Origin of the sequence: Streptomyces sp. NPDC002573, from assembly GCF_042889625.1 — a bacterium.
In the GTDB taxonomy this organism is placed as follows: domain Bacteria; phylum Actinomycetota; class Actinomycetes; order Streptomycetales; family Streptomycetaceae; genus Streptomyces; species Streptomyces gibsoniae.
In genome coordinates this window covers 1-25,733 of sequence record NZ_JBIARC010000078.1, presented here as the reverse complement: position 1 = coordinate 25,733, position 25,733 = coordinate 1, and the positions used below count along the sequence as shown (strand labels likewise).

Annotated in this window: 29 protein-coding genes and 4 pseudogenes; 24 read left to right on the top strand and 9 right to left on the bottom strand. The window is 69.5% G+C overall.

Going from position 1 to position 25,733, the window contains the following annotated elements; all coding sequences use genetic code 11:
- Nucleotides 1-229 precede the first annotated feature (229 nt).
- The 3 genes from ACFYX0_RS39880 to ACFYX0_RS39870 all read left to right on the top strand — a co-directional run bounded on the left by ACFYX0_RS39880 (nt 230) and on the right by ACFYX0_RS39870 (nt 3,038).
- Complete coding sequence (locus ACFYX0_RS39880) at nt 230-1,408, top strand: DUF932 domain-containing protein (protein WP_388978715.1); 1,179 nt, start codon at nt 230-232, stop codon at nt 1,406-1,408.
- Nucleotides 1,409-1,708: 300 nt separating this feature from the next.
- A complete protein-coding gene (locus ACFYX0_RS39875; RefSeq protein ID WP_388978713.1) occupies nt 1,709-2,197 on the top strand; it encodes a hypothetical protein in 489 nt (162 codons plus the stop codon).
- Nucleotides 2,198-2,756: 559 nt separating this feature from the next.
- Entirely contained in the window at nt 2,757-3,038 is a 282-nt protein-coding gene (locus tag ACFYX0_RS39870) for a hypothetical protein (protein ID WP_388978710.1), read from the top strand.
- Between the two features lie 201 nt (nt 3,039-3,239).
- Here the strand turns inward: ACFYX0_RS39870 and ACFYX0_RS39865 are convergent, their stop codons facing one another.
- Both ACFYX0_RS39865 and ACFYX0_RS39860 read right to left on the bottom strand, forming a co-directional pair.
- Nucleotides 3,240-3,791 carry a GNAT family N-acetyltransferase gene (locus ACFYX0_RS39865; RefSeq protein ID WP_388978707.1) on the bottom strand — a complete coding sequence of 184 codons (552 nt, stop codon included), beginning with the start codon at nt 3,789-3,791 and terminating at the stop codon, nt 3,240-3,242.
- Nucleotides 3,792-3,801: 10 nt separating this feature from the next.
- Nucleotides 3,802-5,031 carry a hypothetical protein gene (locus ACFYX0_RS39860; protein WP_388978704.1) on the bottom strand — a complete coding sequence of 410 codons (1,230 nt, stop codon included), beginning with the start codon at nt 5,029-5,031 and terminating at the stop codon, nt 3,802-3,804.
- Nucleotides 5,032-5,387: 356 nt separating this feature from the next.
- Between ACFYX0_RS39860 and ACFYX0_RS39855 the strand changes: the two genes are divergently transcribed.
- The 3 genes from ACFYX0_RS39855 to ACFYX0_RS39845 are packed head-to-tail and all read left to right on the top strand — an operon-like array spanning nt 5,388 to nt 6,990.
- Nucleotides 5,388-5,858, top strand: a complete 471-nt coding sequence (locus ACFYX0_RS39855) for an ATP-binding protein (RefSeq protein ID WP_388978702.1) — start codon at nt 5,388-5,390, stop codon at nt 5,856-5,858.
- Nucleotides 5,859-5,887: 29 nt separating this feature from the next.
- Nucleotides 5,888-6,274, top strand: a complete 387-nt coding sequence (locus ACFYX0_RS39850) for a DUF6415 family natural product biosynthesis protein (protein WP_388978699.1) — start codon at nt 5,888-5,890, stop codon at nt 6,272-6,274.
- Nucleotides 6,271-6,990 carry a hypothetical protein gene (locus ACFYX0_RS39845; RefSeq protein WP_388978696.1) on the top strand — a complete coding sequence of 240 codons (720 nt, stop codon included), beginning with the start codon at nt 6,271-6,273 and terminating at the stop codon, nt 6,988-6,990. Before ACFYX0_RS39850 ends, ACFYX0_RS39845 begins: the two co-directional genes overlap by 4 nt.
- A 414-nt stretch (nt 6,991-7,404) precedes the next feature.
- Here the strand turns inward: ACFYX0_RS39845 and ACFYX0_RS39840 are convergent, their stop codons facing one another.
- The gene (locus ACFYX0_RS39840) at nt 7,405-8,901 is read right to left on the bottom strand and encodes an IMP dehydrogenase (protein ID WP_388978693.1); all 1,497 of its coding nucleotides are present in this window, start codon (nt 8,899-8,901) and stop codon (nt 7,405-7,407) included.
- Between the two features lie 613 nt (nt 8,902-9,514).
- Between ACFYX0_RS39840 and ACFYX0_RS39835 the strand changes: the two are divergent.
- Nucleotides 9,515-10,105: pseudogene (locus tag ACFYX0_RS39835) on the top strand (hypothetical protein); the annotation flags it as partial.
- Here ACFYX0_RS39835 and ACFYX0_RS39830 read toward each other — a convergent pair.
- Nucleotides 10,049-10,438, bottom strand: coding sequence for a hypothetical protein (locus tag ACFYX0_RS39830; protein ID WP_388978721.1), 390 nt, complete (start codon nt 10,436-10,438; stop codon nt 10,049-10,051). The pseudogene ACFYX0_RS39835 and the gene ACFYX0_RS39830 sit on opposite strands and share 57 nt — an antisense overlap.
- Here ACFYX0_RS39830 and ACFYX0_RS39825 point away from each other — a divergent pair.
- The 6 genes and pseudogenes from ACFYX0_RS39825 to ACFYX0_RS39800 all read left to right on the top strand — a co-directional run bounded on the left by ACFYX0_RS39825 (nt 10,437) and on the right by ACFYX0_RS39800 (nt 14,476).
- Nucleotides 10,437-10,832 carry a hypothetical protein gene (locus ACFYX0_RS39825; protein WP_388978718.1) on the top strand — a complete coding sequence of 132 codons (396 nt, stop codon included), beginning with the start codon at nt 10,437-10,439 and terminating at the stop codon, nt 10,830-10,832. The two genes, ACFYX0_RS39830 and ACFYX0_RS39825, sit on opposite strands and share 2 nt — an antisense overlap.
- A 61-nt stretch (nt 10,833-10,893) precedes the next feature.
- Nucleotides 10,894-11,226, top strand: coding sequence for a hypothetical protein (locus ACFYX0_RS39820; protein ID WP_388978690.1), 333 nt, complete (start codon nt 10,894-10,896; stop codon nt 11,224-11,226).
- A 112-nt stretch (nt 11,227-11,338) separates the two neighbouring features.
- Nucleotides 11,339-12,031, top strand: a complete 693-nt coding sequence (locus tag ACFYX0_RS39815; RefSeq protein ID WP_388978687.1) for a hypothetical protein — start codon at nt 11,339-11,341, stop codon at nt 12,029-12,031.
- Nucleotides 12,032-12,416: 385 nt separating this feature from the next.
- Nucleotides 12,417-12,772, top strand: a pseudogene (locus tag ACFYX0_RS39810) (replication-relaxation family protein); the annotation flags it as partial.
- Between the two features lie 157 nt (nt 12,773-12,929).
- On the top strand, nt 12,930-13,874 hold the full coding sequence (locus tag ACFYX0_RS39805) for an SDR family NAD(P)-dependent oxidoreductase (RefSeq protein ID WP_388978685.1): 945 nt from the start codon (nt 12,930-12,932) through the stop codon (nt 13,872-13,874).
- Nucleotides 13,871-14,476, top strand: a complete 606-nt coding sequence (locus ACFYX0_RS39800) for a TetR/AcrR family transcriptional regulator (protein ID WP_388978682.1) — start codon at nt 13,871-13,873, stop codon at nt 14,474-14,476. The genes ACFYX0_RS39805 and ACFYX0_RS39800 overlap by 4 nt, the downstream gene beginning before the upstream one ends.
- Before the next feature lie 95 nt (nt 14,477-14,571).
- Here ACFYX0_RS39800 and ACFYX0_RS39795 read toward each other — a convergent pair whose 3' ends face one another.
- Together ACFYX0_RS39795 and ACFYX0_RS39790 are read right to left on the bottom strand one after the other, a co-directional pair.
- Nucleotides 14,572-14,994: a transposase gene (locus ACFYX0_RS39795; RefSeq protein WP_311700248.1), complete on the bottom strand. Its 423-nt coding sequence runs from the start codon at nt 14,992-14,994 to the stop codon at nt 14,572-14,574.
- A gap of 326 nt (nt 14,995-15,320) precedes the next feature.
- The gene (locus tag ACFYX0_RS39790; protein ID WP_311700247.1) at nt 15,321-16,217 is read right to left on the bottom strand and encodes a helix-turn-helix transcriptional regulator; all 897 of its coding nucleotides are present in this window, start codon (nt 16,215-16,217) and stop codon (nt 15,321-15,323) included.
- A 218-nt stretch (nt 16,218-16,435) separates the two neighbouring features.
- On the opposite strand from ACFYX0_RS39790, the gene ACFYX0_RS39785 reads away from it, so the two are divergent.
- From ACFYX0_RS39785 to ACFYX0_RS39775, 3 genes and pseudogenes are all read left to right on the top strand, one after another.
- Entirely contained in the window at nt 16,436-17,413 is a 978-nt protein-coding gene (locus tag ACFYX0_RS39785) for an aldo/keto reductase (protein WP_388978679.1), read from the top strand.
- A gap of 48 nt (nt 17,414-17,461) precedes the next feature.
- Entirely contained in the window at nt 17,462-18,490 is a 1,029-nt protein-coding gene (locus ACFYX0_RS39780) for a zinc-binding dehydrogenase (RefSeq protein ID WP_388978677.1), read from the top strand.
- A gap of 39 nt (nt 18,491-18,529) precedes the next feature.
- Nucleotides 18,530-19,033, top strand: a pseudogene (locus tag ACFYX0_RS39775) (aldo/keto reductase); the annotation flags it as partial.
- An 81-nt stretch (nt 19,034-19,114) separates the two neighbouring features.
- Here ACFYX0_RS39775 and ACFYX0_RS39770 read toward each other — a convergent pair.
- A complete protein-coding gene (locus ACFYX0_RS39770) occupies nt 19,115-19,987 on the bottom strand; it encodes a helix-turn-helix transcriptional regulator (RefSeq protein WP_388978674.1) in 873 nt (290 codons plus the stop codon).
- Nucleotides 19,988-20,141: 154 nt separating this feature from the next.
- Between ACFYX0_RS39770 and ACFYX0_RS39765 the strand changes: the two genes are divergently transcribed.
- The 7 genes and pseudogenes from ACFYX0_RS39765 (at nt 20,142) to ACFYX0_RS39735 (ending at nt 24,465) form a co-directional block, all read left to right on the top strand.
- The gene (locus tag ACFYX0_RS39765; RefSeq protein ID WP_388978671.1) at nt 20,142-21,536 is read left to right on the top strand and encodes a DHA2 family efflux MFS transporter permease subunit; all 1,395 of its coding nucleotides are present in this window, start codon (nt 20,142-20,144) and stop codon (nt 21,534-21,536) included.
- 86 nt (nt 21,537-21,622) lie between these two features.
- Nucleotides 21,623-21,949 carry a carboxymuconolactone decarboxylase family protein gene (locus ACFYX0_RS39760; protein WP_388978669.1) on the top strand — a complete coding sequence of 109 codons (327 nt, stop codon included), beginning with the start codon at nt 21,623-21,625 and terminating at the stop codon, nt 21,947-21,949.
- A gap of 32 nt (nt 21,950-21,981) precedes the next feature.
- On the top strand, nt 21,982-22,380 hold the full coding sequence (locus ACFYX0_RS39755; protein ID WP_388978666.1) for a cupin domain-containing protein: 399 nt from the start codon (nt 21,982-21,984) through the stop codon (nt 22,378-22,380).
- Between the two features lie 35 nt (nt 22,381-22,415).
- Nucleotides 22,416-23,288: pseudogene (locus ACFYX0_RS39750) on the top strand (zinc-binding dehydrogenase); the annotation flags it as partial.
- On the top strand, nt 23,257-23,484 hold the full coding sequence (locus ACFYX0_RS39745; RefSeq protein WP_388978663.1) for a helicase associated domain-containing protein: 228 nt from the start codon (nt 23,257-23,259) through the stop codon (nt 23,482-23,484). The pseudogene ACFYX0_RS39750 and the gene ACFYX0_RS39745, both read left to right, overlap by 32 nt.
- Nucleotides 23,485-23,625: 141 nt before the next feature.
- Nucleotides 23,626-24,015, top strand: coding sequence for a hypothetical protein (locus tag ACFYX0_RS39740; protein WP_388978660.1), 390 nt, complete (start codon nt 23,626-23,628; stop codon nt 24,013-24,015).
- 210 nt (nt 24,016-24,225) lie between these two features.
- Nucleotides 24,226-24,465: a hypothetical protein gene (locus ACFYX0_RS39735; RefSeq protein WP_311698542.1), complete on the top strand. Its 240-nt coding sequence runs from the start codon at nt 24,226-24,228 to the stop codon at nt 24,463-24,465.
- A gap of 15 nt (nt 24,466-24,480) precedes the next feature.
- On the opposite strand, the gene ACFYX0_RS39730 is transcribed toward ACFYX0_RS39735, so the two are convergent.
- Nucleotides 24,481-24,690: a hypothetical protein gene (locus ACFYX0_RS39730; RefSeq protein ID WP_388978657.1), complete on the bottom strand. Its 210-nt coding sequence runs from the start codon at nt 24,688-24,690 to the stop codon at nt 24,481-24,483.
- Nucleotides 24,678-24,917 carry a hypothetical protein gene (locus ACFYX0_RS39725; RefSeq protein WP_311698568.1) on the bottom strand — a complete coding sequence of 80 codons (240 nt, stop codon included), beginning with the start codon at nt 24,915-24,917 and terminating at the stop codon, nt 24,678-24,680. The genes ACFYX0_RS39730 and ACFYX0_RS39725 overlap by 13 nt, the downstream gene beginning before the upstream one ends.
- Before the next feature lie 64 nt (nt 24,918-24,981).
- On the opposite strand from ACFYX0_RS39725, the gene ACFYX0_RS39720 reads away from it, so the two are divergent.
- Entirely contained in the window at nt 24,982-25,395 is a 414-nt protein-coding gene (locus ACFYX0_RS39720) for a DUF6233 domain-containing protein (protein WP_388978654.1), read from the top strand.
- The last annotated feature ends 338 nt before the right edge of the window (nt 25,396-25,733 follow it).

Sequence of the window (25,733 nt, the reverse complement as noted above, 5' to 3'; positions counted from 1 at the left end):
ACCCCACCCTTCCTCAACGCCCGACCAGCGAAAACACCCAGTTCTGACGTGCCGTCACTGACACCCGCTCACTGACACCAAACCGGCACATCGCAGGTGGCTTCACACCAACCGAACTCGCACTAGTATTGGAGTTGTTCGGGGGCGGTGGCCCCGCCCCCGAACCGCAGGAATCAACAGCGTCCGGGGCGGTGGCCCCGACCCGGACGCCAACGAAGGGGAACCCCGCATGACTCAGCAGTTCGCCGAGCGCGCCACCAACATCGCCCCCGCTGGCGCTCGCAACGCCGATCTCTCCGACATGGTCCGCATTCTGGAGGACCAGCAGCGCCGCAAGCTGGACGTGATCGCCCCCGCCGCCGCCCTGCGCTTTTGTGAGGGCAACGTGCACGTCGAGGGCGTGGAGTCCTTGATCACCGAAGACGGCGTGTCGGACGTCGACGGCATCTACCGGCCCACCGCCGTCGCCGACGAGGGGATCTCCGACAAGCTGCGCATCCCGCTCGCCTACCTGCGCCGCATGCGCGCCGACAACGTCCCGCTCCTGGACGAGAACGTCAACGCGTGGTTGCGCCAGGAGCCCGAGCGCAAGTTCATGCTGCGTGCGTTCCGGGGCGAGGCCGGCCCCGGTATGCCGCCTGCCGAGGGCGTGGCCCGCGCGCTGCTGTCCGACAGCTACAAGCTGATGGACAACTTCGACATGCTGCTGGCCGCCCTGGACGGGGTGCAGCAGTCCGGCCACCCCACCCGCGTGACCGGCTGCGACCTCACCGACCGGCGCATGTACGTGCGCGTCGAGTCCGAAGCCGTCGCCATCCGGGCCCGTGCGCTGCTGCGTGGCTACCGCTCCCCGTTCGACGGGCGCAGCGGTGACGAACTGCCGCTGATCTCCGCCGGTTTCGTCATCACCAACAGCGAGGTCGGCGCCGGGGCGTACACCATCACCCCGCGCGCGGTCATCCAGGTGTGCCGCAACGGACTGACCATGGCCCAGGACGTCATGCGCGCCGTGCACCTCGGAGGCAAGCAGGACGAGGGCGTTGTGTCCTGGTCCGGGCAGACCCAGCGCAAGACGCTGGAACTGATCACGTCCAAGACCGCCGACGCCGTGCGCACGTTCCTGTCTCGGGAGTACGTCGAGGCCAAGGTGCACGCGATGGAGGCCGCCGCCGGGAAGACGCTGGCCGAGCCGACGAAGACGATCGAGCACGTCACCAAGACGCTCAGCATCGGTACCGAGGCCAAGGACATGATCCTGGCCCACTTCATCCGGGGCGGTCAGATGACGGCCGGAGGCGTGATGCAGGCCGTCACGTCGACCGCGCAGACCCTCACCGACGCCGACCAGGCCGCCGCCCTCGAAGCGCTCGCACTGCCCGCCCTGACAGCCGCCGCCACGCACGGCTGACAGACCCCCGTGCGGGCCGGGAATCCCCTGGCCCGGCCCGCACGGGCCCACTTCCCAGAGCGCGGAGCGCGCCCCTCCCCCTGAGGGGCGCGGAGCGCGCCCGCCCCTCCCCCTGCCGCACCAGCGAGGCTGCGAAGCAGTCCGCGCGCCCACGGTCCCCGAAGCGCAGCGCAGGGGACCCCAGCCCGGCAAGCGCAGCGAGCCGCCCACCAGCCCCGGGCGCAGCCCGGGGCACCCCGCTGCGCGGGGGGGCGAGGAGGGAGCAACGCCCGGCCAACCGCCATCAAGGAGTCACGCCCCATGCCCGCACGCCCGGAGCTCATACGCCCCGACAATGCCGCAATCGCGGCCGCCATGAGCCGCGCCCTGACTGCGCTTGCCGCCCTGGTCCAGGCACTCGGCGACGGCGAACACACGATCCACCTCGTGGCCGAACGCACCGATGACACGTTCGTCCGGGGTGAAGCCGACCTATCCGTTGGCACCGCCCCGTTGCGGCTGGCAGTGCTGGACGAGGACGACTACGCCGCGCTGCGGACGCTGCTCGTGTTCGCGCTTGAAGGCAGCACCGTGCGGGGCGCCGTCCTGGTCGCCACGACGGCCGCCGCGCCCCACCCCCGTGCGTGCGGCTGGACCGTGCGGAACGGGTGGCTGCACCCCATGGACACAGCCGAGCTCCAGCAGGCCGTCATCCCGTGCCCCGGCGTGTCCGCCGTACTGCGCGAGGTCTACGACGCGCCAGTCCTGCCCCAGATCTCCGACACCGACGAGGAGAGCCCCCGTGGCTGACACGCCCGCCGTCACCGCCGACGGCTTCTGCACCAATACCGCCCCGGTCCCCGGCACCATCCGCACCGTCAACGCCAAGAACACCGGCCCGAAGTTCTTTCACCTGCACGGCCGCCGCTACGTGCCCGTGCGGCAAGGACGTGTCCCTGACCGAGCGGGACAACCTGCGCCGCCACAAGCCGCCGCAGGAGTAGCCCCCACAGACGCGGTCCCGTCTCCCCCTTCCCCCCAGGGAGGCTGGAACGGCCAACCCGGCCAGAGCCCCGCTGGCCGAAGACCTGCCGCCCCGACGCCCGCCCCTCCCCTTCGGCGAGCGCGGGGCGGCAGGCCCCAGCTCACCGAACCGCCGAGGAGCCTCAGCCCAGGACCAGCCCGAGCATGACCATCCCCACGCCCGCCGGCACCGTGCGCGCCACCGCCGGCCTCCACCAGGCCGACGCCGTCGTCTTCGAGCTGGGCGGGGCGATGCACGGCCCAGTGCACGTCACCGGCGCCCACCGCCCCCACCGCTGGGACCAGCTCACCGCCGTGCGCGCCTGTCTCGGCCCCGTCAACGCCTTTGAGACCACACCACCCCGACGACGACCTGCCGCGGCTCGCCCGCAGCCGCAGCGGCTACCGGGGCAGCCTGACTCTCTACAACGACGACTACACCCACCGCCCCCAGGTCACGGTGTACCCGATGGAGTCCGCCGCCGGACACGAGCCGTCCGAGAAGACGGCCGCAGCGCTCACCGCCGTCCTGCGCGCCTGCGCCGCCCATGTCGCGCAGCGCAACGACCTGCCCGTGATCCTGGCTCTCTCCCGCTCGGCGAGCGCAACTCGGCCGACTGGTGGGTGAACGGCTCCCGCACCGCGGATACCGTCTACGACCGCCGGTACGGCGTCGGGACACGGGATCCGCTCACCGCGGTGCCGCTGTAGGACGGTCCTGTCCATGCCGCCGTACAGCAGGCCCGCGCGGAGGATTTGTTGTCCAAGGTGCCCGTCGGCGGCTTCCAGGACAAGAACTGGGGCGCGGGCCGACTCCTCGACCAGGGGTTTAGGAGTCGGCCCGCCACTCGCGATCGAGGATCGCGTGCACGACGGAGTCCCGCCACGCCCCGGCCTTCAGCACGTGCTCGCGGATCAGCCCCTCTTCCGCCATGCCGACGGCCGACATGGTCTTCGCGGAAGCCTCGTTGAGTGGGGACCGCGCACCCCAGATCCGGTGAAGGCCGAGATCGTCAAAGCCGACGGCGAGCAGCAGCCGCACCGTCTCGACGCCGTAGCCCACGCCCCACGCGTCCGGGCGCAGCGCGAAGCCCATGGTGGCTCCGCGCTGCTGGTGGGGGTCGGTGGCCAGACGGCCGAACCCGATCAGCTCGCCCGTCTCCCGCTCGATCACGGCGAGCGCGTACTCCGTGCGGGGCGTCGCCGTGGCGGCGGCGATGGACCCGGCCACGATCTGCCCGACCTGCTCACGGGTGCGCGGCTCGAACGACAGGTGCTCCGTCGCCTCGGGGCTGCCATAGATGGCGAGCACCGGATCCGCGTCCTCGATGATGAGTTCCCGGAGGGCGAGGCGGGCGCCGGAACGAGTGACCGGGTACATGGCTCGGACTCTACCCGCGGGGCAGGGCGGGCCGACTGGCAGGGAACGCCTCGATCTCCGCGCGCAGGTCGCGGGCGACGACCGCTGTCCGGGTAGGGCTGCCCATCAGGGCCTGGCGAACCCTCAACGCGGAGACGACGATCCCGTTGTTCCGGTGCGTGACCGGCAGGTCCAGCACGGGGCGGATGGCGTCCGCGGCCCCTTCCAGGTCGCCGCTGGAGAGGCGGATCAGTGCCAGGTCGCACTGGCATCCCGCCAGGTCGCCGAACGCCCAGTTCGGGGCGAGGGGGTCACTGAAGCCCATCACGGCCTCTTCCGCCTGCGCGGCGAGCCGCGCGCCACCGTGCCCGAGGAGCGCTTCCGACTCCACCGCGTAGTACAGCTGTTTCTCTGGGGCGTAGGTGAACAGGCCGCCGAGCTCGTCAAGGTCGTCGTGGATGACGTTCTCTCGCCGGTCGATCGCCTGCTGGTTCACGGCGCGCACGGCGTCCTCATCGCCGAGGACCGCGGCGGCCCGGGCCTGGAGGCCGAGCAACCACAGACCGACGGTCCCATGCTGGTTCGCGGCGTACGCGGCGCCCTGGCTCGCGTAGTGGTAGGCGTCCGCCGGCTTGTCTGCCCAGTAGGAGATGAGTGACTTCAGGCCGTCGGTGAGGGCGATCAGCCCGGGGTGCTCGGCGTCCCTGGCGCAGGAGGAGGCGACCCGTGTCATCGTCATGGCCTGGTGGGGGATCTCCATGTCGTTGAAGCCCTTGGCCACGAGGAACGACAGCACCGCTGCCTTCACGTTCAGGTCGCGGAGCTGCGACGGCCGCACCCGGCCGCCCTCCAGGAGACGGAACACCTGCTCCTGGGTCTCCAGCAGGTCATCCCAGATCGTCGACAGGGGCTCACGCGGGTACGCGGCTACCAGGCGCATTACCTCGTCATCGAGCAGGTCGAGGGTGTCTTCGCCCACTCGTGAGCGGTCTGTTCCGAGGAGGAACTCCTTTGCGCGTCGCACAGCCATCGCGCCCGTCCTTTTCATGTCGTCCAGGCCCACGTCCGCATCGGCGTGGGGTGTAGTCGGTGACGCGCCGGCCAGCGGAACGAACTGCGGCGTGGTGCCCTCGGGGACCTCGGACCACAGGTCATCGATGCTGTAGCCCAGCATCTCGACAAGAACCTGCCGGAAGACCCGTTGCGGCTTGCGGCCCTCGTAGAGCCATCCCTCGATGGTTTTCGGGGCCGGTTCATCCACGGTCTGTAGGCCTAACCGCGCGGCTGCTTCCCGGTACTTCGGCAGAAAGTCGTCGGGGTGTCGTATGCCGCGTGCCTTGCAGGTGTGCTGGAAAAGCAACACGGCGCCTCCCACTTCCTCCGCCGAGCACGTCACTGCCACGACGGTAGAACGCTGTCCCAGTCAAGTTGCCCCATACAGACGGTATTTATCGGTTCCGAGGAAAGCCCGGGGAAGTTTCGAGGACAGCCGTGAACTTCCCTCCGGAACCCGAGGGCGGTTTGGGGGTAGAGCCGTCTGCACGCGGTTGCCACGCTCGTATCAGCCCTCGCTGAGAGTGCTCGGACGTGCACAATCGTGGACCAGGGAGTTCCCCCATGCCCCCCAGAGATGCCGGATCGACCAGCCTGTTGGAGGCGCCCCCGCGCCCAGCCGGGACGGTGCCGGCGGCCTTCAACATGGCGCTCGCCTCCACACCGTCGAGCGTGGAAGTCGCCCGACGCGTCGCACGGGCCTGGGTCCGCTGCTACTGCCGCATGCAGGCCGACCAGGTGGACGACGTCCTGATCGTGATGTCGGAGCTGTGCACCAACGCGATCCAGTACGGGCGAAGTGAGTCGATCGACGTTCGCGGCTGGGCGCCAGCCCCCGGCGAACTCCGTTTCGAAGTGCACGACTGGTCACCTTCGGCCGTCCCCGCCCCTCAGTACGTAGACCCCGACGCGGAAGGCGGACGCGGCCTGGTCATCGTGGACGCGCTCGTCGCGGAGATGGGCGGCGCGTGGGGTTTCACCGATGAGGGCACCTGCGCCTGGGTTCACCTGGTCTTAGCTGGGGTGGGCCGGTGACCGCCTTGGTGCGACGCTGGAGTCGCCCCGTGCCGCAGTGGACGCCGCCGCTGGACAGCACAGCCCTCACCAGGGTCCTGGAACGCGTCCGCGCGTGGCAGGCGTACGACGGTGGCGCTCTGCTCGATGACGTGGCGGCCGTCCTGGACGAGGTCATACCCGCCGAGGAGCACTCAGAAGAGCTCGCGCAACGTCTGCGCGGTCACCTGATGCAGCTCGTGAACATCGCTGTCGCAGCCGAAGCCGAGAAGGACGACGCGACGGCCTACCTGCTAGAGCGGGCCCGCATGGTGCGCGCCGAGGAGCTGCCGGGCGACCGCTGGAAGGCCGTCGGGCACCTGCGCCGGCTGGGCTGGACCGTCAACGAGTTGATGGAACACCTGGTGGCCACGAGATGCCTGAAGGAGGCGGCGTGATCACTCGGCCGCTCCCCTACAGCCCCTACGTCCAACAGAAGAGAGAGAAGAACCGTTCTGTGCCCGCCCTGACCGAGCCGCGCTTAGTCCCCTTCATCACCCAGCGAGAAGGGGAGGAAGCCGCGCCGAACAACCTCTTCATCTACCGGCACCCCTCCGGCCCCCGGCTCTACTACGGCGACGAGGATCCCAGGGACCGGCCCCTGCGGGGCGTGCTGTGGGCGCGGTGCGGCTTCAACCCCGTGGACAGCCGGGGAATGCCGACGGGCACACCGCAGTGGAAGTTCATGCACCCGTACCGGCAGATGCTGACGATGCGGTTATTGCAGTGCCAGGTCTGCACGCGGCCCGCGCGGACGCCCCTCGGGTTCCCCTTCTTCCTGCCCCAAGGCGTGGACCCCCATCAGTCGACGGTTGTCACGAATCAACCGCCGGTGTGCGCGAAGCATCTCCGCTCCGCCGCTGCGCTGTGCCCGCACATCGAGCCGGTGGTCTACCTCGCGCAGAGCGCCCCCCTGTACGGAGTCCACGGCACCATCTACAGCCTCAACGCCAGCAAACAGGTGTACGTCATGGCGAACCCGGACCATGCGCTGACCTTCGACCACCCGCGCCTGCGCACCGTGCTCGCCTCGCAGCTGATCCGCCGGCTGACCTCCTTCCGTGTCGTCGCCCTGGACGAGCTGACGCAGGAGCTGGCTGCGCTCACCGCGTAGACCTGCCCGCTCAAGCCACCCGGAGGATTCGTGCACAACCTGATCGCAAGCCCGTTCCCTTGCTGAGGACAGCTGGGTGCGGTCCTCGATCGTGCGCCGCGCACCGCGGAAGAGGGTGCGGGTGAACAGCAGCTCGCCGTCTTCGGGTTCTTCGGCGACGGCGATGGCCCGGGCGACGGGTTCCAGCACGATCCAGGGGTCTGGGCGCAGTTCGCCCTCGGGGATCGCGTTGCCATCCTCGCCCAGCACGCCCTTGTAGTGCTGGCCGGTCACCTGGAAGCGCACGGTGCCATCGCTGCGTTCCTCGCGGGTGCAGCAGCCGCGGCGCAGGGACAGGACTACTGGCGGGAGGGGGTTATTCCGACCGTGCACTGTTCCCCCTCCGGCCAGTACTCCGCGGCCCTTGGCAGCCTCTCAGGCGAGTGTCGGCGGGGCGTCCCGCAGGGTGACGTTGGCGTGGCTCTCCTGGAAGCTCTGATCTGAGACCAGAGTGAGCCGGGCGGTGGACTGGAACTCCGGCAGGGTGGTGGAGCCGCAGGAGACCATCGTGGTCTTGAGCTTAGCGATGGTCAGGGCGAGCCCTTCGTTGAGGTCGCCGGCGTAGGGGACGTAGCCGTCGACGCCTTCCTCGAAGACCAGCCCCTGACCCCCCTGGCCGTAGCGTTGCCAGTTGCGGGCACGGTTCGATCCTTCGCCCCAGTACTCCTTGACGAAGCCGTCGCGGGTGGGCAACTTCGCGCCGGCTGCCTGGTCGAAGCGCGCGAAATAACGCCCCATCATGACGAAGTCGGCTCCCATCGCCAAAGCCAGGGCCACGTGGTAGTCGTGCACCAGCCCGCCGTCGGAGCAGATCGGCACGTACTCGCCGGTGCGCTCGCGGAAGGCGTCCCGAGCCGCAGCGACGTCGAGCACCGCGCTGGCCTGGCCGCGGCCGATGCCCTTCTGGTCGCGGGTGATGCAGATGGAGCCACCGCCCACGCCGACCTTGACGAAGTCCGCCCCCGCCTCGGCGAGGAAGGTGAACGCCTCGCCGTCGACCACGTTGCCGCCACCGATCGGGATCTCCGGATAGTGCTTCTTCACCCAGGTCAGTGCCTGTGCCTGCCAGTCGCTGTACCCGTCGGAGGAGTCGAAGCACAGCACGTCCGCGCCCGCCTCCAGCAAAGCCGGGACACGCTCTTGGTAGTCATGGGTGTTGACGCCCGCGCCCACGCGCAGCCGCTTGGCAGCGTCCACGACCTGGTTCGGGAAACGCTTGTTATCGGTGTAGTCGGATCGGAATACCAGATGCTGCAGGTGACCCTCGGCGTCCAGCACCGGGAGGCAGTCGAGCCGCTCCTCCCACAACCGGGCGTTGGCCTCGGAGAGCGTGGTGTCGGGCCCGGCATAGGGAAGGTCGGCGATGGCGGCCATCCGGCCGCTGACCGGTCCGTCGAGGTCGTGGCGTTGGGGGTGGAAGTCGCGGGAGGTCACCAGTCCGACGAGGCGGCCGGTGGCGGTCCCGTCGTGGGTGACTGCGGCGGTGCTGTGGCCGGTGCGGCGCATGACGTCTGCCAGGAGGCTCAGGCTGTCGTCGGGGCGGACGTTCGTGTCGCTGGTGACGAATCCAGCCTTGAAGTTCTTCACCTGGCGCACCGCTGCGGCCTGGTCCTGGATCGACTGGTTGTGGTGCAGAAAGCTCAGACCGCCGTTGCGCGCGAGCGCGATCGCGAGATCGGGCGTGCTGACAGCCTGCATGATCGCGGACGTGAACGGGGAGTGCAGCTCGATCGTCGATGCTTCGCCCGCGAGGTGCCGCACCAAGGGCGTGCGCAGGTCAACCGTCGCAGGCGAGCAATCGGTCCGGGTCCGGTTCGGCAAGAGCAGAAATTCGTTGAACGTCCGTGAGACCTCGGCGATGATCTGTGCCACTCGTTCCTCCTGACCCGTCGACCGGGGCCGACTGCCCCGCCGTCAAGATCGCCCCCGTGTCCCAGGGCCCGGGCAGGCAGGAGTCGGCAAGACAGCCGTGGATGTGCCACAAGCTGCGGCAGAGCCCTGACCGGCCCGTGGATCGAACAGGGTGCGGTCGTGACCTGGCACCCTATCGATTGCCCCGGGGGCTGCACGAATCGTGTCCCGCCATCGACAACCGCCAGTCGCGGGCAGTTCTTTCTGGTCCTCGGCTCGGGCAGCGATGTACTCGGCACAGTCACGTTTGGCGTAGGCGACCCAGCGGAGCGCAGTGTGGCGGTGCATACCCGGAGCGACCGTGCCGTCGGGTCCGGTCAGCAGGGCGTTGCCCCGTTCGGCGAGGACGCAGTGCGCGCATCGGCCACGGCTGTGAGGGTTGCCGGCCCAGCCGCACTGGCGGCAGGTGTAGTCGGCGGCGAAGCCGACGCAGGGCCCGCAGCCTCCGGCGCCGTCGTCGTCCCGCGCAATCAGCAGCTGGACCGTGCCGCAGCGGGAGCACTCGGCCGGTGACCGGAGCACAGCCCGAGGGGCCACCGGGCGTTGACCGGTTTGGTCCGACCGCACCGAGCGCATGGCTCTCCTGAACGAGTGCGCCGGTAGCAGTTGCCGCAGACCGGCTGGCCCTGCTGGTTCCAGTTGCAGGGGCGGGTCCGCCCGCAAACTGAACAGGCCACCTCGGACCGCGGTAGCAGCCGTCGCAGAGGTCCGGCTGACCGTCGTGCGCGTTGCGGGCGATACGCGCACCACAATCCGCCCCGAATTTGTCCTCGCGCGCTTCGGAGCTGAGGCCCAACTAGCCCAGCTAAGCCGCGCATTGGTGTCGAGCACGGCCGAACGGATCCAAGGTCTGGGCCGGTTCGAGCGCACCGAGCGCCTGGCCGCTGCCCACGCGGTCATTGTCGTGGCCGCCTACGGTGACGCGATGGCGCACGCACGGCTGCCCTTCGACGTGCGAGAACTAGCAACGACCCGGACTGACTCAGTGCGGCTCGCCACCGGTGACGCCCCTGAGTCCCGCCGCCTTGCCGCCATCGCCGACCACCTCCTGCGCTCCCATCTGCCGCTGCCCTCGCCGCACGAGCCGTACGAGACGACTCTGACCGCACTACGCGGCTTCTACGCCTCTATGTCCAGACATATGGAGGCGTATCTCTCCGGCCTGGCGGTCTGGGACCGGCTCACACCTACAGCGCGCGAGGATGCGCGTACGGCCCTCCGCAGGAGAAGCCTGCATCCGATGCCCGATGCTCCGGGCAACCTGGAAAAGCAGATCCGTGGCGCTGTGAGCTCGGATGCCCCAGCCCGGGATGAAACAGCGATGCAGCTCGCTGCCCGGCAGGTCCTTGATCAGCGTCAGGACCTGATTGGCTTGAGTCGACCCCCAGATCGCGACATCGTCGCCAACCAAGTCCTCCGCGCTGAGATGACGCATCGGGTCGGTGATGCGGACGACCTCGATCAACTCGGTCTTCACATGGGCGAGCGGCAGCAGCATGGGCACAGAATTGCTGATCAAGACCCTATACGCCAGAAGCGACTACCTCACACGATCACTGGCATCCGTAGTCCTGAAAAGCTGCTCGTGCTGGCTGTGTGTCTTCGCCTCCCTCCGCGGCGGGCTGCCCTCCGTGGGCCGGCGGCCGCGGCTGGCCGATCTGTACGCCGAGGTCGAGCAGGTGCGCGGCGACAGCTTCCGCGCTGACTGGCGAATCACCGAACTGATCCGGCATGCCGCGGCCTGCGGAGCGGCCGACCCGGGCGTAGTCTGCCCGGACGATGGCCCGGAGTTCACCGCCCTGCGGAAGCAGGTTCGGGCGGCCCTGGCGTTGAAGCCCCGCAAAAAGCCCGACCTGGCCCGTCGCGACCGTCGGTCGCTGTGTGATGGCTGAGCCGCACCGCACTGAGACGACCGGCCGTCACTGATCTTTCCCGAAAGGCATACTTCTGATGATGACGACCACCCCGCGCCTCCTCGACCTCGCCGCGGCAGCCCGCCACGGCGAGGACCTGGTGCTGCTCCTACGCGAAGCGAACGAGCTGTACCAGCAAGGCCTCGAGGGCCTACGCCACACAGTGGCGGCCCGCTTCGCCGGGCTGTCCACCCGGGATCTCGTGGCGGCCGCGAACGCGGCCGGCATGCCCTGCGACGCATCCCAGGACCGCGACGAGCTGCTCCTGCTGCTTGCCCTGACCGAGTGGGAGATGACCCCAGCGGCCATGGCCTATTCAGAGATGGCAGAAGACGCCGCCCGTCGAGGGGTCAGCCTCATCCCGGAGGAATGAAGCCGGACCTGGATGCCTCGGACAGCTGGACACCCACCTAGAACATACGCCATTATATGCATTGCGAGCCGGGCAGGCCGGCTCCTCGCGACGCGATGGGACGGTTCAGGTCATGGCTGCCCGACCCACGCCGCACCTCGTCGAGGCCGCAGAGATCGCCGCCGAGCGCGGGCTGACGCCCGCACGTATCAGCGCGCTATACCTCGAACGGGAGACCAACGGTTTCCCAGAGGTCGTCGGCCACCGCGGCCGTGCCCGTCAGTGGGACAAGAGCGAAGTCGACGAGTGGTTCACCCAGCGGAAGCCGCCCCGCCTGCATCAGTACAAGCCGCCGAAACTCGATCCCGACGAACTGCTCACCGGAGCACAGGCCTCCAGGTTCCTCGGCTACAAAAACCCTCAGCAGGTCAACACTTATGTGCGGGACCACCCCGGCTACTTTCCCAATCCCGACGTCGTCGAGGAACTGGGCACAGCGCAGAGGCCCTACCGCCGGCCGAAGTGGCGCGTGCAGACGCTCCTGGACTGGAAAGACACCCGCCCGGGCAGCGGAAAGCGCAGCATCCAACGCGCAGCACCCGCCCTGCCCGACGTACCCGTCGACGGTGACCCAAATGAGCTGCTGGGCGCATCGCAGGCAGCAGCCCTGCTCGGATTCAAAAGCGTGAACTCCTTCAGCAGCAGTCTGGGCCAGGGCAACCTGCCCCTGCTGAAGACCGTGGACACCCTTTCCGAGAAGGGCGGACGCCGCCGGTGGACCCGCCGGCGCATCCTTGAACAGGCCGCGCAGCGCAAAGCCAAGTGACACAACCGGCAGGTGGCCGCTTCGGCCCACCGCCCCCATAGACGCGGCATCCGGTTATGGGTTGTTGATCCCCTGCGGACCGGATGTCGCACGATGGCCGGCATGGCGTGGCTCGCCACCACGCCCCGCAGCAGCCGCCCGCTGCTGCGGACCGGCCATCGCCGAACTTCCTCTGGTAACCGCCCTCCGCGTGCGCGAGCCGACCTTGCCGAGGCTGGCCAGCGGACCCAAAACAAGCTGTCCTTGCGCGCGGTCGGGTTCGTGGTCGGGGTCATGAAGCCCGACCACGAACCCGACCACGAGACTGTTTCGCGTTCGTGACCATGGTCGGGCCTTCGTGGTCGAGGGTTGAGACGGGGACCACGGATTTCCTCAAAGAATGCCCATGACCAGCCCCACACCGAGCATCCCGGCCACCGGCTTGGCCCTCAGCCCCGCCGAACCGCTGCGTCACCAGGTCCTGGCCACAATCGCCCAACACCGCATCGCCACCACCAGCCAGTTGCGCCGCATACTGCGGCCGGACGGCACGCGGCAGCTGCCGTCCCGAGTGCTGAACAAGCTGCGCTCCGACGGTTTCATCGACCGCACGGTGCTACCGGATGCAAGCCGGTCACGTACCAACGCCTGGTATCTCACGCAGGAAGGCGCACGGCTCACCCGCGACCTGCCCGTTCTGCGGGGGCGGCTGCCCTACCCATCACCTCGACCACAGCAGCGTCACTGAAGGCCCCGCACACGCCTCGTGGCCGGGGAGTACACGCCGCGGATGTAGGTCCGTTCGAGCCTGGGAATGCGGGCTGGCGTGTCAGCTGCGGTTTCGTTGCTCGATGTGGAAGTGAACCATGGCGTGTACGGTACTGAGTACCATTTGGAACTGAGTACCGAGGAGTCGGCCATGGATAGCCGGACCATCGTGTTGACCGGCGTGACCCGCGGTTTCGGCCGCGAGTCCGTCGAGTTGCTGATCCGGGAACGGCCGCAGGACCACTACGTCGTGCTGGCTCGCCACGGCGGCGAACGCCTCGCTGCGGAACTCGCCGAGGCCACCGGCGCTTTGGGGGTCACGGGCGTGGACTGTGACCTCGCTTCGCTCGCCGAGATCAGGCGGGCGGTGGAGGAGATTCTGCGTGGGCTCGACACCGGGTACCTGCCGCCGCTCGGTGGCTATCTCGGCAACGCCGGCCTGACGGTCACGACGACCGAGAAACGCACCACGGACGGGTACGAGATGACCTTCGGGGTCAATGTGCTGTCCCACTACCTGCTCGTCAGGGAGCTGCTGCCCCGGTTTACTGGTCCGGGCTGGATCGTGCTCACCTCGAGCGACTGCCACTTCGGGCAGTTCCGCTATACGCTCGGCGCCACGCCGCGGCCGCGCTGGGAGACGCCGGAACGACTGGCCACGCCTCGTGCCGGTGGCGCGCGGGAGGCCGGGCGGGCGTACGCGACCAGCAAACTCGGCGTCATCTACCTGACCCACGCGCTGGCCCGCCGCCTGCCCGAGAGCATCGGCGTCTACTCCTACAACCCGGCGCTCGTCGCAGGCACCGATTTCTTCCGCCACACCCCGGGGCCAGTGCGGGGCGTGCTCAACGGATTCTTCCAGCTTCAGCGATTCCTCGGCCGGGGCATGACGCCGCAGCAGGCGGGGGCGCGGCTTGCTGAGACGATCCTGACCGGGCTGACCGCCCGGACCGGGTCCTACCTCGATCGCGGCCGCAACGTCCCGTCGTCGCCAGAGTCGCACGACGAGGCCCGCGAGGAGGAGCTGTGGCGCGAGGCCGCCCGCCTCGTCGACGCCGACCGCCGGGCGGGACGGGCGGATATCCTGGCCGAATGAGCACGAACAACGGTCCGGTGGAGTCATTGCGGGACCGCAAACGCCGCCAGACCCGGGAACGGATCATCGAGACGGCCTTCGCGCTCTTCATGGAGCGGGGGTTCGATGTCGTCACCGTGGACGAGATCGCCCAGCGGGCTGAGATCGGCCGCACCACCTTCTTCCGCTACTTCGGCGACAAGCAGGAAGTCGTCTTCTCCACCGAGGACGACTTCCTGCGCGCGCTCACCGCGGCCATGCACGATGCGCCCGCCGAACCGCTCCAGGATCTCGCGCAGGCACTGGCCACATCTCGGCGGCTGCTGCTCGCGATCTGCACCGAGGCCGCCCGCAACCCCGGCCACTACGCGGTTTACCACCGTCTGGTCGAGCAGCACCCCGAGCTCGAAGACCGCCACACCCGCAAGACCCGGCACTACGCCGACCTCCTCGAGAAACACCTGATCGACCACGGCACCCCGCTGGCCACCGCCGTCCTCGCCGCCCAGTTGACCGTCGCCTGCTACCAGGCGGCGTGGCGCCTCGGCAGCCACGACGCGACGGCGGTGCTCCGCGAGGCGAATGACGCCTTCGACCTCCTGCTGGGCGCCACCGCCGCATGACCGGCGGACCGGCCTTCGCTCGGCCCGGACATGCGCCACCTCGCAGCGGGCTCGACCACCGGTCCAGCACTCGGGCAGATACAGTTCCCGATCGATCAGCCGAAACTCCGCCACTGCCGATTCCCTCTGAACGCGGAGACCTTCCTATGCAACCAGCCCCTCGGTGAGCTGGCTCCGTAATCGTGTTCGTAGTGGATCGGGCTCTTGAAGCCGCACACGCTGTGTAGCCGCCTCGCGTTGTAGAAGTGGATGATCCAGGTGGCGATCCTGATCCGGGCCTCGGCACGGGTGACGAAGTGTGCCGGTGGACGTACTCGACCTTGAGCATGCTGTTGAACGTCGCTCCCGCCGCCCGGCGCGGTACCCGCGCGACGGGCCCGCGATACTCGACTGGCCAGCGTGGTCTCGTTGATCCCCAGGTCCTTCGCGACCTCGGCGACGGTCTTGCCGGTCTCGGTGACGATCCATACGGCCCCCTCGCGGAACTCCGCATCGAACTTCCGTCGCTTGTCTGCCATGACTCCCAACTCCCCCTGCAGTCATGGTCTCCACGCTACGAGGGGAGGGACATTGCCAGACCAGACGGAATCTATGCAGCATGTGCGAGTCAAACGGGCGCGCAGATCGCCATCTTCGCGCATGTAAATTCCCCCTCACGCGACAAGTCAGCTCAAAAGCCACTGGCCGCAAAGGTGTTACAGCTCTACCAAGCACACCTCAACGCCCACTCAATGGCTGTTCTGCGGGTATTCGGTGGTTCCCAGATGGGACACCAGCGGGACCTGAGCCGCATGAACACGCGGCGGCTGACGAGAACGCAAACGACCGTTTGTGAGAACAACGGTCAGGGGGAGATGTGCGGGATTTCCTGGCTGGGCGCGGCTACGGGGGCGGTCATGTCGAGCAGCATCATGGCGTCGTGGTCGGGGGTGCCGGGTTCGGCGGTGTAGACGCCGATGCGCTGGCCGGGAGTGCCTTCCAGGTGCATGGACTGGGAGGTGAGCGTGATGGTGCCGACGCGGGGATGATGGAAGGTTTTCTGCGCGGGCTTGCGGCCGGTGACCTCGTACCGTTCCCACAGCCGGGCGAAGTCGGGGCTCTTGAGGAGTAGTTCACCGACCAGGTTCGTCAGGTCGGGAGCGTCGGGGGCGGTGCCGGCGACGGCGCGCAGCCGTGCGACGCAGCCGGTGATCTGACGGTCCCAGTCGCCGAAGAGGTCCTGCGCGGCCGGGTGGAGGAAGAGGTAGCGGGCGAGGTTGCGGTGTTTGGCAGGCCAGTCCTCCAGGCCCGCGTACAGGGCGAGGCCGCCCGGGTTCCAGGCAAGCATGTCCATGCTGCGGCTGATGACATAGGCGGGGTTCGGACGCAGCGACTCCAGCAGCAGCTTCAGGTGGGGGCGCACGGTGCGGCTCGGGGCCGGCGGAGGTTCGGGGGCGTAGCGGGCGGCACGGGCGGCGAGTTCGCGCAAGTGCTGGTGCTCTTGGTCGTCCATGTGCAGAGCGCGGGCGAGGGAGTCGAGGACTGCGGGGCTGGGGCGGGTCTCCTTGCCGCGTTCCAGGCGCACGTAGTAGTCGATGCTGATCCCGGCGAGGGTGGCCAGTTCCTCGCGGCGCAGGCCGGGGGTGCGGCGGATGCCGGCACCGATGGTGAGGCCGACGTGTTCGGGGCTGGTCTGGGTGCGGCGGGCGCGCAGGTAGCGGCCCAGCTCGGCGCCTTCGCTGTGCGCGCTCGTCGATGCCATGACTCCAGTCTCACCCGCTGGGCACCCGCTGCGCGGGCGGGAGGGGGGCCCTGTCATTACCCCCGAAGAGCCCGCCCTGCCACACCGGAGCAATCCGGGCGAGGGTGATTGAGGAAGACGCCGGACCCCTTCGCCGCCGCCCGGGCTTCAACCGGCACGACCTGCCGGACCGGGCGAGAGCGAGAGGCCGGGTAACACCATGATCGGAAGAGGGCGAGATGCGGTATATCAAGCTGCGCGACCTGGAGGTTTCCCGGATCGGGCTGGGCGCGATGGGCATGTCCCACGGCTACACCGGTTCGGGCACCGATGACGCGGAGTCGATCAGGACCGTGCACCGGGCGCTGGAGCTGGGCGTCACGCTCATCGACACCGCCGAGATCTACGGCCCCTACATCAACGAGGAGCTGCTCGGGCGGGCGCTGAAGGGCCGCCGGGACAAGGTGGTGCTCGCCACCAAGTTCGGCCTGGTCTCGCACGCCGGCGAGGGCGCGTGGAACTTGGACTCCAGCCCGACCAACATCCGCACCGCGGTCGAGGGCTCCCTCAAGCGGCTGGGCACGGACCACATCGACCTGTACTACCAGCACCGGGTGGACCCGAACACGCCGATCGAGGAGACCGCCGGCGCCGTGAAGGAGCTGATCGCCGAGGGCAAGGTGCGTGCCTTCGGGCTTTCGGAGGCCGGCCCGGACACGATCCGCCGCGCCCACGCCGTCCAGCCGGTCACCGCGGTGCAGTCCGAGTACTCCCTGTTCACTCGCGGGATCGAGGAGCGTGTCCTGCCCGTCTTGCGGGAGCTGAACATCGGCCTCGTGCCGTTCTCCCCGCTCGGACGCGGCTTCCTGACCGGCACCATCCGCTCCACCGACCAGTTCGACAAGAACGACTTCCGCCGCGACAACCCGCGTTTCACCGGCGAGAACTTCCAGCACAACCTGGCGCTCGCCGACGAGGTCAAGGCCCTGGCCGACGAGGCCGGTGCCACGCCCGGTCAGGTGGCGCTGGCCTGGCTGCTCGCCCAGGGCGACGACATCGCCCCCATTCCCGGCACCAAGCGCGTGACCCGGGTCGAGGAGAACGTCGCCGCCGATGCCGTCACGCTGACCGCCGAGCAGCTCGGCAGGCTCTCCAACCTGCCTCCCGCCGCCGGCGCCACCCACACCGAAGCCCAGGCCCGCATGCTCGAACGCTGATTCATCCGCACCGCCCAGCACGACCCCCGTTTGGAGAAGTAATCCCTGATGCGTGCAGCAGTGATGTACGGAGCCGGCGACGTCCGCGTCGAGGACCGGCCCGACCCGAAGATCGTCCAGCCCACCGACGCGGTGGTGCGCACAGTGGCCGCGTGCGTGTGCGGCAGTGACCTGTGGCCGTACGGGTCGATGCCCGCCACCGACACCGGCCGCCCCATGGGGCACGAGTTCCTCGGCGTCGTCGAGGAGACCGGCGCAGAGGTGACCGGCCTGAAGGCCGGTGATCTGGTCGTCGCCCCGTTTACCTACAGCGACAACACCTGCGACTACTGCGCCAAGGGCCTGCACATCTCGTGCCGCAACGGCGGCCGGTACGGCTTCGACAGCGTGGACGGCGGGCAGGGCGAGGCCGTCCGCGTCCCGTACGCGGACGGCACCCTGGTAAAGCTGCCGGTGGCCGCCGACTCCGCGCTGCTGCCGTCGCTGCTGGCCCTCTCTGACGTGATGACCACCGGCCACCACGGCGCCGTCACCGCCGGCGTCGGCCGCGGCGATACGGTGCTGGTCGTCGGGGACGGGGCGGTCGGCCTGTGCGCGGTCATCGCCGCCAAGCGGCTCGGTGCAGAGCGGATCGTGCTCGCCGGCCGCCACGAAGCCCGCACCGATCTGGGCCGCGAGTTCGGCGCCACCGACGTGGTCGCCGAGCGCGGCGAGGAGGGCCTCGCCCGCATCCGCGAGCTGACCGGAGACGTAGACAAGGTCATCGAGGCCGTCGGCACCCGCCAGGCCCTCGACACCGCCCTGGGCGCGGTCCTGGACGGCGGCACCATCAGCCGACTGGGCGTCCCCCAGTACGAGCAGGGACCTATCGGTCCGGCCGAGTTCATGCGCAACATCACCCTGACCGGCGGCGCCAGCCCCGCCCGCGCCTACATCCCGGAACTCCTGCCCGACGTCGTGGACGGCACCATCGCCCCGGGCCGCGTCTTCGATCGCGCCTTCCCCCTCGACCAGGCACCGGACGCCTACCGGGCCATGGCCGACCGCCAGGTCCTCAAGGCCCTCATCCGCCCCTGACCACCCGCCCTCACCCGCACAGCGAAGGACATCTCCCTCATGCAGACCGTCACCCTCAACAACGGCGTCGAGATGCCGATCCTCGGCTTCGGCGTCTACCAGATCCCCGCCGAGGACACCGAGCGCGCCGTCTCCGAGGCCCTGGCCGCTGGCTACCGCCTGCTGGACACCGCCGCCGCCTACGGCAACGAAGAAGCCGTAGGCCGTGCCATCAAGTCCAGCGGCATCGCGCGCGAGGAGCTGTTCGTCACCACCAAGCTGTGGGTCCAGGACGCCCCCGCCCAGGACAACACCCACCGCGCGTTCGAGACGTCCCTGAACAAGCTGGGCCTGGACCACCTCGACCTGTACCTGATGCACCAGCCCTTCGGCGACGTCTACGGCCAGTGGCGCGCCATGGAGGCACTCAACCGCGAGGGCCTGACGAAGGCGATCGGCGTCGCCAACTTCTACCCCGACCGCTTGATCGACCTGATCCTCAACAACGAGATCACCCCGCAGGTCAACCAGATCGAGACCCATCCCTTCTTCCAGCGCGCCGACTAGGGCGCCACGCCGGGCGGCGGCATCACAGTTCCCACCCAATTCATGACACTCCCCTGCAGCTCGACAGCGCCATCCTGGTCATCCCTGTGATCGACGGGTCGGTGCCTGAGATCCGTAGAGACGCGCGAAGGCTGCGGCATGCCGCCCGGTGGGCGCGAGGGTGTAGGTGACGATGGTCAGCCCGGGGTCTGCGGGGACTTCGAGGGCGTCGTAGTCGAGGTCGAGGTCGCCGACGTCGGGGTGGTGGAAGCGCTGCCCGCCGGAGCGGTAGTACTCGACGTCGTGGTCGTCCCAGCGCTGAGCGAATTCTTCGCTGCAGGTGGCGAGTTCGTCGATGAGGTCGGCGAGGTCGGTGTCGGCAGGGTTGCGGGCGGCCTCGGTACGCAGGCTGCCGACCGCGTCGTGGGCGATGCCCTCCCAGTCGCGGTAGAAGCGTCGGGCGCGGGGGTCGCAGAAGACGAAGCGGGCCAGGTTCGGTGGCTGCTCGTCACTGTCGAGGGCCTCTGTGTACAGGGCGCGAGCGAAAGCGTTGGTGGCGAGGATGTCCAGGTGGGCGTTGCGGACGAAGGCGGCGGCCCCGGTCATGGCGTCGAGGATCTGCTGGAGACTGGGCCGTACGTGGCTGGTGCCGCCGTCGCGGTCGGGTACGCGGTGGGGGTTGTTGGCGGCGCGGACGAGGGCAGCCAGGTGCGCGCGTTCGACGTCGTCCAGGCGCAGGGCGCGGGCGAGGGAGTCGAGGATGTCCTCGGAGACGCCGCCGACGTTGCCGCGTTCGATGCGGGTGTAGTACTCGACGCTGATGGCGGCGAGCTGGGCGACCTCTGAGCGTCGCAGCCCGGAGACCTGCCGCCGCCCGCCAAAGTCGGGCAGGCCGGCCTCCTTGGGGGTGATGCGGGCCCGGCGGCTGGTGAGGAAGGTGCGGATGTCTTCACGGACGGTGTCGGCTGGCACGGCTCAAGCGTAGGCCGGTGCCGTTTGCGGGGGTCCCTGCCAGTACCCCTCCCAGCAAGGACTCCCAGGTCAGAGGCGGTGCATGGTTCTGTGGATGGGCGACCGGACCCTCTGGTCCGGCGCGTTTCCCAGACTGGAAAGGATCACGCCCGTCATGACCGTCACCGCTTCTTCGCGCCGCTCCCCGGCTGTGGGCACGGCTGACAGCGGCCGGCACGCCACGGCGACGCTGGCCGCCGCTGTGCTGGGGTTCTTCGTGATCACCCTGGACGCGACGATCGTGAACGTAGCCCTGCCCTCGATCCGTGACGCGCTCGGCGGCGGCATCACCGCCCTGCAGTGGGTGGTCGACGGCTACACGCTGATGTTCGCCGCCCTGCTGCTGTCCGCGGGCGCCCTGTCGGACCGGATCGGTGCGCGCAAGGCGTTCGCCGGCGGCCTGGTCCTGTTCGTGGTCGCCTCGCTGGCGTGCGGGCTGGCCCCGTCGCTGCCGGTCCTCATCGCCGCCCGGGTGGTGCAGGGCATCGGCGCGGCAGTGACCATGCCGACCTCGATGGCGCTGGTCCGTCATGCCTTCCCCGACCCGGCCCGCCGAGCCCGGGCAGTGGGGGTGTGGGCGATGGGCGGCGCCGTGGCCGCCGCTGCGGGCCCGGTGCTCGGTGGTGTGCTGAGCCTGGCCTCCTGGCGGATGATCTTCTTCATCAACCTGCCGGTCGGGCTGCTCACCGTGGCCCTGCTCGCCCGCAGCCCGAAGTCCCCGACGCGTCCGGCGCCGTTCGACTGGATCGGGCAGATCACCGGCATCCTCGCCATGGGCGGGCTGACCTTCGGCGCGATCGAGGCTGGCGAGGTCGGATTCACCGCCCCGAAGGTGCTGATCTCGCTCGGTATCGCGGTCGCGGCGCTGGCCGCGTTCGTCATGGCGCAGGCCAAGGTGGCGCACCCGATGGTGCCGCTGTCCCTGTTCCGCATCCCCACGGTCGTGATCGCCACCGGGATCGGCTTCGCCTTCATGGTCGGCTTCTACGGACTGCCGTTCGTCTTCAGCCTCGACTTCCAACAGCAGCACGGACTGTCCGCCCTCGGCGCCGGCATCGCGTTCCTGCCGATGATGCTGCTCAGCGCCTGCCTGACCCCCCTTTCCGCACGGATCGCGGAGCGCACCGGCCCCCGTGTTCCGGTCATCGCCGGGCTGGTGCTGATCGCAGCCGGATCGATCGCCCTGGCCGTCCTGCCGGCCTCGACACCGGTGTGGGCCAGCGCCTTGCTGCTGATCCCCGTCGGGTTGGGCGGACCGCTGGTGATGCCGCCAACCACCGCGGTACTGCTGGAGCACGTGCCGGCCGAGCAGACCGGCACCGCCAGCGGGGTGTTCAACACCAGCCGCCAGATCGGCGGCGCCCTGGCCGTGGCCGTCTTCGGCGCACTGATCTCCGGCACGGTCGGCTTCCAGCACGGCCTGCGCATCAGCCTCAACCTGGCCGCCGTCATCGCTCTGGCCGCGGCGCTGGCCGCTACCCGCATGGCCGCCGCCCGGCATGGCGCCTGACCCCAGCCACGCCGACCGCGGGACGGTCCGGCACCACCCACAGCTCACCCCCCGCCGTTGCGGGGCCCGACGACAGGAGCCCGCCCATGTCCGGCAACACCGAGCGCCCCTCGGGCGCAGCGAATATGTTCGGCGACTTCGCCCCGCAGCTGGTGCACTTCACCGACGATGTCCTGTTCGGCGAGGTATGGGAGCGCCCCGGCCTCGACCCGCGCGACCGCTCGCTGATCACCGTGGCGAGCCTGGTCGCGGGCGGCAGCACCGAGCAGCTGCGCCACCACCTGGGGCGAGCCAAGGACAACCGCGTCACCGAGGCGCAGCTGATCGAGGCCATCACCCACCTCGCCTTCTACACCGGCTGGCCGCGCGCCATGTCCGCCATGGCCGTCGCCAAGGACCTCTTCACCAGCTGACCCACCCCCTACCTCGCTCAAGGAGCCACCTGATGGAACTGCGCACGCGTCCCGCCACCGCCAAGCTGCCTGAGAAGATGTTCACCGGCGATGCTTGGGCCGACGTCATCTACCGCGGTGAGGAGCCCTCCAGGACGCGGGCCAACGCGGTGCACTTCGCGCCCGGTGCCCGCACCGCCTGGCACTCCCACGGCATTGGCCAGACCCTCTACATCGTCGAGGGCATCGCCCTGATCCAGTCCCGCGGCGGCAAGATCCTCGAAGCCCACCTGGGCCAGGTGATCTGGACCCCGCCGGGCGAGGAGCACTGGCACGGCGCCGCCCCCGACCACTTCATGACCCACGTCGCCCTGTGGGAAGGCGACGACGTCGACTGGCTCGACCACGTCACCGACGCCGAATACGCCGGCCCCCGAACCCGCGACCTCTGATCCCCCTCCCCAACGACAGCAAGGAGCACCCCGCCATGCGTGGAGCCATCCTGCACGGACCGGGCGACGTCCGCGTCGAAGAGCGCGACACCCCTCAGATCCTCAAGCCCACCGACGCGGTGATCCGCACCTTCGCCACGTGCGTGTGCGGCTCGGACCTGTGGGACTACCGCGGCATCAACCCCGCCAAGGACGCCGCCCCCATCGGCCACGAGTACGTCGGCATCGTCGAAGAGGTCGGTGACGACGTCACCACCGTGCGGCCGGGACAGTTCGTCGTCGGCTCCTTCTTCGCCGGCGACAGCACCTGCGCCAACTGCCGCAACCGATACCCCAGCAACTGCCTCAACCGGGAGTTCGTCGGCGGCTGCCAGGCCGAGTACATCCGCATCCCGTGGGCCGACGGCACCCTGGTAGCCACCCCCCAACTGCCCACCGAAGCCCAAGTGCCCGACCTGCTGGCCTGCTCCGACGTCATGGGCACCGGCTGGTGGGCCGCCGTCGCCGCCGGCGTACAGCGCGGCGACACCGTCGCGGTCGTCGGTGACGGAGCCGTCGGGCTGTCCGCCGTCCTCGCCGCACGCGAGCTCGGCGCCGAGCGCATCATCGCCATGTCCCGTCATGAGGCACGCCAGAAGCTCGCCACCGCGTTCGGCGCCACCGACATCGTCGCCGAACGCGGCGAGGAGGGCGTGGCCCGCATCAAGGACATGACCGGCGGGATCGGCGCCGACCGGGTCCTGGAATGCGTCGGCACCGAACAGTCCACCCAGCAGGCCCTGAACTCCACCCGGCCCGGCGGCGGCGTGGGCATCACCGGAGTCCCCCACGGCGTCCAAGCCGACCCCGCGCCGTACGCAGGCCGACAAGTGGGCGATGAACTACGAGGCCGCCAAGCAGTTCTACGAGCGCGAGGGGCACCTGCGGGTACCGAGGAAGCACATCGAACGGATCGTCGTCGGCGGGGGCGGCTGCAGCGGCGAGGACCAGGAGGAGCGGGAGCTCCGGCTCGGTGCGTGGATCGGGAACCAGCGAAGCAGAGCCGCGACCCTGTCCCCGGAGCGGATGGAGCAACTGTCCGCCATCGGGATGCGGTGGACGTAGGTGGCGACAGTTCGGGGCGCGGCATCTGCCTGAGGCAGATGCCGCGTCAGCGCAACACGGCTGATCACATGCTGTTGGCGGACCGCACATGCAACGCGCCTAGAAGGGCGGTTCGACGCCGCTCGCGCCATCCACACCGCCTTGTTCGCGCGCACCTACGACTGGGCCAAGGTTGTCGAGGCATGGCAGCAGTCTCCCGAGCAGCCCGCCGTGTTCATCGCCGCGCGCCTGGACCAGCGCGACGACATCCTGGAAGCCGCCGCCGCGCTCGACCTGATCGCCCTGTGCCACGACCCCGGCCCCTACGACGACGGCGCCACACAGCAGGGAATCACCGACCCGGCCGAAGAGGTGCGCAGCGACGCCGCCACGCTGGCGCTGCTCCTCGTCGCCCACGACCGGCAGCAGCCCAAGGCGAGCCGGACCGGCCTGCCCGACATCACCACCGGCACCGGCCTCGCCGACGACCGCACGAGGGACACCGCCCGGGAGTACGTCCGCACGGAGTGGGCCGCCCTCCAGGAACGCTGACCGCCGCACGCCCGGGGAAGCGCGGACCGGCGCTTGAGCACCAGGATCAGGAGCACGAGGGCACCCGCCGCCACGCCTGCGGCCTGACGGTCTTCGTCGTTTGCAGAGCGGCTCTCGCCGGGGTGTGCTCTGCGGGCCGGTGACGGCTGCACCCGATCGGCCGGTGGCCTCGAGCACCGACCTGTCGTGACGGCCGTTTAGGATCCGGCCGTGGCAGAGGTCCCCGATGAGTTGATCAGGCTGGAACGATCCGCCGAGGAGGAACGCGCGAAGCTCGCGGGCCTGGCCGGCGAGGAGTACGACGTGCAGTGGGCTCGCTGGCGTGAGACATCCGAGGCCGCGCAGGCGGCCGTCACCGCGCACGCCGCGGAGTCCGGGGAGAACCGTTACGAGCTGGAGCAGGCCGTGAAGAAGGCCGTACGCCGCACCGAAGAGGATCCCGGCACGTAGCCAGGGAGAGAGGGGCTACCCCTCGCGAGGCCAGTCGTCGAGGACGTCACCAGTGTCCTCGTCGCTCAGGGTGACACGGGCGCCGGACATGCTGCCGTCGTACAGGCCGACCCAGTCGCGGAACTTGTCGCGGGCCACGTCCTCACTCCACCACCAGCCGTGCTGTACCGGTCGGCCGCCGGTCGTAAGGAGCAGGTGGTAGCGGCCCGAGGTCAGAGCCGGCATGAAGCCACCATGCAGTCGCGGCAGGAGTCCTGCCATCGCCGGCCCAGTCCCGGAATCGTGCGGCGGCAGGTGGCGACGGCCGGTGCGCCGCAGCGGGAGCAGGGGCGCCGGGTGGGCGGGGTGATCCGGGCCTGGTATCCGGAATGGCGGCCGGGCCCCTCGAGCGCCCGGTCCAGGCGGGCGGGGTCAATGCCGAGGGCCGCAAGGATCTGCAGGTCGTCCCGCATCTTCGTCTCCTGGTCGCTCGCCCCCTGTGGTGCCGCCGGGCAGCCTACCCCTACTATCGAACATGTGAACGATTTGCCGTCGGACCCTGCACGCCTCCGCGCGATCCTGGCCTACCTCGACCAGGAGGTCACCGACAACGAGACCGTCGGCATCTACCTGCGCATCCAGCGCGACACCGTCCACAAGGCACTCACCCGCACCGAGAACCCGCCACCGAAGCACCACGGCCGGCTCCCCAAGGGCGGAGCCAACCTCCCGGCCCTGGCACCGCCAACAGCCCAGACCGGATACGTCGTCCAGCACAGGCGCGGCCCGCAAGGCCCCGGCCCGGCAGTGATCCACGTCGACGACTGCACGACGAGCGAAGGGACGACACGTCCGATCAGCAGTCACGACGCCCGCGTCGCACTCACCGACCCGAGCACCCACGCCTGCGCCTCCTGCCGACCGGACAGCGCCCTCGGCATCCTCGACTAGGAATCGCACGGTCGAGACTTCAGTCAGGCACGCCTCGCCTCGCGGCCCGTCGCCTTCTTCGCCGACACCATCAGACGACGAACAGCTATGAAGGCCAGGTTCTTCATGTTCCAAGGCGAGATCGGCTTGCTGACGCCAGCGCTCCTTGCAGTGAGAGAGGCCAGCGTCCCAGGGAGCTGCGGGGCCGCCTCAGCGCGGGTTCGGGTGGGGCGTGGATCCGGCTTCGCTCCGCGCTACCGCACGCACCGCCTCAGCCATCGAATAATGACCCTGAGTAATGGGCACATCACGGAACGCCCATGGGATGCTCACGCCGCCCGCATAGCCATCCGCCGTCC

What these genes read in the sequence shown, in the direction of transcription:
- ACFYX0_RS39880 (WP_388978715.1), top strand. Translation starts at nt 230, where the DNA reads ATGACTCAGCAGTTCGCCGAGCGCGCCACCAACATCGCCCCCGCTGGC.
- ACFYX0_RS39875 (WP_388978713.1), top strand. Translation starts at nt 1,709, where the DNA reads ATGCCCGCACGCCCGGAGCTCATACGCCCCGACAATGCCGCAATCGCG.
- ACFYX0_RS39865 (WP_388978707.1), bottom strand. Translation starts at nt 3,791, where the DNA reads ATGTACCCGGTCACTCGTTCCGGCGCCCGCCTCGCCCTCCGGGAACTC.
- ACFYX0_RS39855 (WP_388978702.1), top strand. Translation starts at nt 5,388, where the DNA reads ATGCCCCCCAGAGATGCCGGATCGACCAGCCTGTTGGAGGCGCCCCCG.
- ACFYX0_RS39825 (WP_388978718.1), top strand. Translation starts at nt 10,437, where the DNA reads ATGGGCACAGAATTGCTGATCAAGACCCTATACGCCAGAAGCGACTAC.
- ACFYX0_RS39830 (WP_388978721.1), bottom strand. Translation starts at nt 10,438, where the DNA reads ATGCTGCTGCCGCTCGCCCATGTGAAGACCGAGTTGATCGAGGTCGTC.
- ACFYX0_RS39820 (WP_388978690.1), top strand. Translation starts at nt 10,894, where the DNA reads ATGACGACCACCCCGCGCCTCCTCGACCTCGCCGCGGCAGCCCGCCAC.
- ACFYX0_RS39815 (WP_388978687.1), top strand. Translation starts at nt 11,339, where the DNA reads ATGGCTGCCCGACCCACGCCGCACCTCGTCGAGGCCGCAGAGATCGCC.
- ACFYX0_RS39805 (WP_388978685.1), top strand. Translation starts at nt 12,930, where the DNA reads ATGGATAGCCGGACCATCGTGTTGACCGGCGTGACCCGCGGTTTCGGC.
- ACFYX0_RS39800 (WP_388978682.1), top strand. Translation starts at nt 13,871, where the DNA reads ATGAGCACGAACAACGGTCCGGTGGAGTCATTGCGGGACCGCAAACGC.
- ACFYX0_RS39795 (WP_311700248.1), bottom strand. Translation starts at nt 14,994, where the DNA reads ATGGCAGACAAGCGACGGAAGTTCGATGCGGAGTTCCGCGAGGGGGCC.
- ACFYX0_RS39790 (WP_311700247.1), bottom strand. Translation starts at nt 16,217, where the DNA reads ATGGCATCGACGAGCGCGCACAGCGAAGGCGCCGAGCTGGGCCGCTAC.
- ACFYX0_RS39785 (WP_388978679.1), top strand. Translation starts at nt 16,436, where the DNA reads ATGCGGTATATCAAGCTGCGCGACCTGGAGGTTTCCCGGATCGGGCTG.
- ACFYX0_RS39780 (WP_388978677.1), top strand. Translation starts at nt 17,462, where the DNA reads ATGCGTGCAGCAGTGATGTACGGAGCCGGCGACGTCCGCGTCGAGGAC.
- ACFYX0_RS39765 (WP_388978671.1), top strand. Translation starts at nt 20,142, where the DNA reads ATGACCGTCACCGCTTCTTCGCGCCGCTCCCCGGCTGTGGGCACGGCT.
- ACFYX0_RS39760 (WP_388978669.1), top strand. Translation starts at nt 21,623, where the DNA reads ATGTCCGGCAACACCGAGCGCCCCTCGGGCGCAGCGAATATGTTCGGC.
- ACFYX0_RS39755 (WP_388978666.1), top strand. Translation starts at nt 21,982, where the DNA reads ATGGAACTGCGCACGCGTCCCGCCACCGCCAAGCTGCCTGAGAAGATG.
- ACFYX0_RS39745 (WP_388978663.1), top strand. Translation starts at nt 23,257, where the DNA reads ATGAACTACGAGGCCGCCAAGCAGTTCTACGAGCGCGAGGGGCACCTG.
- ACFYX0_RS39730 (WP_388978657.1), bottom strand. Translation starts at nt 24,690, where the DNA reads ATGCCGGCTCTGACCTCGGGCCGCTACCACCTGCTCCTTACGACCGGC.
- ACFYX0_RS39725 (WP_311698568.1), bottom strand. Translation starts at nt 24,917, where the DNA reads ATGCGGGACGACCTGCAGATCCTTGCGGCCCTCGGCATTGACCCCGCC.